Annotated in this window: 3 protein-coding genes; all 3 read left to right on the top strand. The window is 75.5% G+C overall.

The window, feature by feature from the left end:
- On the top strand, positions 1–458 hold a 458-nt coding region (locus DVA66_RS18915), incomplete at its 5' end, for an alpha/beta fold hydrolase (protein ID WP_408608936.1).
- A 65-nt stretch (positions 459–523) separates the two neighbouring features.
- Entirely contained in the window at positions 524–1,582 is a 1,059-nt protein-coding gene (locus tag DVA66_RS18910; RefSeq protein ID WP_114561405.1) for an NAD(P)-dependent alcohol dehydrogenase, read from the top strand.
- Positions 1,583–1,629: 47 nt separating this feature from the next.
- On the top strand, positions 1,630–2,998 hold a 1,369-nt coding region (locus tag DVA66_RS18905; protein WP_114561404.1), incomplete at its 3' end, for a DNA polymerase IV.

Below are 2,998 nucleotides of genomic sequence, written 5' to 3'. Positions count from 1 at the left end.
CGCGCACCCCGCCGCGGGAGGTCGGGCTGACCGCGGCCCGGGCGGTGCACCGGCTGGCCCGGCTGCGACCGGTGCAGCGGTTGGGTGGACGGGTGCACCGCGCCGGCGTGGCCCTGCTCTCCTCCGAGCGGGCCCGGGTGCGCCGGCGTCCGGAGCTGCGCGAGCGCTACGCCGACGCCGACGCGCTGGCCACCGCGGTGGCGGAGTACTCGGCCTACCACGGCCAGGGCTGGGATCTGCTGGGGTTGCGGTCGGCCCACCCCTACCCGCCGGTGCCGACCGTGGTGCTGTCCTCCAGCACCACCGGAGGCCGGGACTGGCTGGCCCGGCAGAACCGGCTGGCCCGGCTGCTCGGCGGGCGCCAGGTGGTCGTCGACGACGGCCGGCACATGCTGATGGTGGACCGGCCCGAGCTGGTCGCCACCGCCATCCGCAGCGTCCGGCCGGCCGCCGGCTGATCCCGGCACGACCCGCGGCGGGGTCGTGGCAGGCTGGGGCGTCGACCACGTCCCAGGAGGAACCCATGCCGCAGGCCGTCGCCTACGCCACCCCGTCCGCCCGCGCCCCGTTCGAGCGCACCACCATCGAGCGTCGCGAGCCCGGGCCGACCGAGGTGCTGGTCGACATCGCCTGGGCCGGTATCTGCCACTCCGACATCCACACCGCCCGCAACGAGTGGGGGGAGGCGCACTTCCCGCTGGTGCCCGGCCACGAGATCGCCGGCACCGTCGCCGCCGTGGGCAGCAAGGTGACGAAGTTCGCCGTCGGGGACCGGGTCGGGGTCGGGGTGTTCGTCGACTCCTGCCGGGAGTGCCCGGAGTGCCGCAGCGGCCGCGAGCAGTACTGCAGCGGCGGCGGCATGGTCGGCACCTACAACGCCGTCGGCCGCGACGGACGCTGGAACGACGGCGGCTACTCCACCTCGATCACCGTCGAGCAGGACTACACGCTGCGCATCCCCGACGGGCTCGACCTGGCCGAGGCGGCGCCGCTGCTGTGCGCCGGGATCACGCTGTACTCCCCGCTGCGTCACTGGGGTGCCGGCCCCGGCAAGCGGGTCGCCATCGTCGGCATGGGCGGGCTGGGCCACATGGGCGTCAAGCTCGCCGCCGCGATGGGTGCGGAGGTGACGGTGCTCAGCCAGAGCCTGTCCAAGCAGGAGGACGGCCGCCGCTTCGGCGCGGCCGCCTACCACGCCACCAGCGACGCCGAGACCTTCCGCACGCTGCGCTCGTCCTTCGACCTCATCATCAGCACGGTCTCGGCCACCCTCGACCTGGACGCCTACCTCTCGCTGCTCGTCGTCGACGGCACCCTGGTCAACGTCGGGCTGCCCGAGGAGCCGTTGTCGCTGCGCGCCGGGTCGCTCAACGGCGGCCGCAAGCAGCTTGCCGGCTCCAACATCGGCGGCATCGCCGAGACCCAGGAGATGCTCGACTTCTGCGCCGAGCACGGCCTGGGCGCCACCGTGGAGCGGATCGGCGGGGAGGACATCACCGCCGCCTACGACCGGGTGGTCGCCAGCGACGTCCGTTACCGCTTCGTCATCGACACCTCGACCTTCGGGGCGGAGCAGGGCTGAGCCGCACCGGTCGGCGTCGTCCGCCCCGGCGCAGGAGGAGGTGAGGGGTGCCCGGACCCGATCCGACCCGTCCCGGCGTCCTGCACCTCGACCTGGACGCCTTCTTCGCCGCGGTGGAGCAGCGGGACAAGCCGTCGCTGCGCGGGCGTCCGGTGGTGGTCGGCGGCGTCGGCGGACGGGGCGTGGTCGCGACCGCGTCCTACGAGGCCCGGCGCTTCGGGATCGGCTCGGCCATGCCCACCGCGCAGGCCCGGCGGCTGTGCCCCGGGGCGGCCTACCTGGCCGGACGGTTCGAGGCCTACCGGCGGGTGTCGGCGGAGGTGATGGCGCTGGCCCGGGAGCTGTCCACGCTGGTCGAGCCGGTGTCGCTGGACGAGGCCTACGTCGACCTGGGTGCCCGCACCGACGGGCTGGTGCCCGACACCGAGACGGTGATCCGGGTCGCCGAGCGGTTCCGCTCCGACGTGCTGGCCCGGACCGGACTGACCGTCTCGGTGGGTGCCGGGGCCAGCAAGCTGGTGGCCAAGATCGCCTCCGACCTGCGCAAGCCCGACGCCCTGGTGGTGGTGCCCCCGGCCGAGCAGGAGGCCCTGCTGGCCCCGCTGCCGGTGCGCCGGATCCCCGGGGTCGGGGCGGTCAGCGCCGAGCGGCTGGCCCGGCACGGGTTGCGCACCGTCGGTGACCTGACCCGGGCCGGGGAGAGCGAGCTGGTGCGGCTGCTGGGCCGCGCGCACGGGTCGTCGCTGTGGGCGCTCGCGCGCGGGATCGACCCCCGCCCGGTGGTCAGCGAGCGGGAGGCCAAGTCGGTCTCGGCGGAGGAGACGTTCGGCGTCGACCTCACCGGCCGCAGCGAGCTGGAGCACCGGGTCGGGCAGCTGGCTGGACGGGTCACCGCCCGGCTGCGGGCCCAGGGGCTGGCCGGGCGGACCGTCACCATCAAGGTGCGCCGCTTCGACTTCCAGACCCTCAACCGCTCCCGGACGCTGCAGCACGCCACCGCCTCCACCCGGGAGGTGACCCGGCACGCCCGCGAGCTGCTGGCCGGGCTGGAGGTGGCCGACGGCGTCCGGCTGCTCGGGGTCGGGGTCTCGGGGCTGACCGAGTACGCCCAGGCCGACCTGCTCTCCGACGCCGAGGAGGGCTCGGAGGACGCGGTGGCGGACGAGCCGGGTGAGGAGGCCGTCGACGAGCTGCGCGTCGAGCCGGCCGAGCCCGGCTGGCGTCCCGGCCAGGACGTCGAGCACGACGAGCACGGTCCGGGCTGGGTGCAGGGCAGCGGCGCCGGGCGGGTCACCGTCCGCTTCGAGGGCCCGCACACCCTCCCGGGACGGATCCGCACCTTCGCCGTCGCGGACCCCGCCCTGCACCCGGCCGACCCACCCGTCTACCAGCCCGAACCCCCCACCACCCCCGACC

The sequence above is a fragment of the Desertihabitans aurantiacus genome (assembly GCF_003344635.1).
GTDB lineage: Bacteria > Actinomycetota > Actinomycetes > Propionibacteriales > Propionibacteriaceae > Desertihabitans > Desertihabitans aurantiacus.
Note: the sequence above shows the minus strand (reverse complement) of the source record. Positions and strands in the feature narration are given on the sequence as shown.

What these genes read in the sequence shown, in the direction of transcription:
- DVA66_RS18910 (WP_114561405.1), top strand. Translation starts at nt 524, where the DNA reads ATGCCGCAGGCCGTCGCCTACGCCACCCCGTCCGCCCGCGCCCCGTTC.